Origin of the sequence: Streptomyces sp. CA2R106, assembly GCF_037034245.1 — a bacterium.
GTDB lineage: Bacteria > Actinomycetota > Actinomycetes > Streptomycetales > Streptomycetaceae > Actinacidiphila.
This window is the reverse complement of record NZ_JBAGKC010000187.1, coordinates 1-408: the sequence shown is the minus strand read 5'-3', so window position 1 is coordinate 408 and position 408 is coordinate 1. Positions and strand designations below refer to the sequence as shown.

Below are 408 nucleotides of genomic sequence, written 5' to 3'. Positions count from 1 at the left end.
CCATCTGGCGGGGACGGGTGGGATGGTGTCGGTGCCGGCCGGTCTGGCCGAGGTGGGGGAGTGGATTGCCCGCTGGGGTGGTGACTTGTCGATCGCGGCGGTCAACGCTCCCCGCCAGGTCGTGGTCGCCGGCGCCGCGCAGGCGTGTGCGGAGTTCGTCGAGGCGTTCGCGGAGCGCGGGGCGCGACGGATCGCGGTGGATTACGCCTCGCATACGTCGCATGTCGAGGCGGTGAGGGAGAGTCTGGCTGAGGATCTGGCGGGACTGTCCCCGGTCAGTGGTGCGGTGGCGTTTTATTCGACGCTTGAGGGGCGGGTGGTGGATACCGCCGGGTTGGATGGGGGGTATTGGTATCGGAATTTGCGGGAGCCGGTGCGGTTTGGTGAGGTTGTTGCCGGGTTGGTGGC

Annotated in this window: 1 protein-coding gene; it reads left to right on the top strand. The window is 68.4% G+C overall.

Features of this window, described 5'->3' with window-relative positions:
• Positions 1-22 precede the first annotated feature (22 nt).
• Positions 23-408: acyltransferase domain-containing protein (locus WA788_RS35665; protein ID WP_335984673.1), on the top strand; the 386-nt coding region annotated here is incomplete at its 3' end.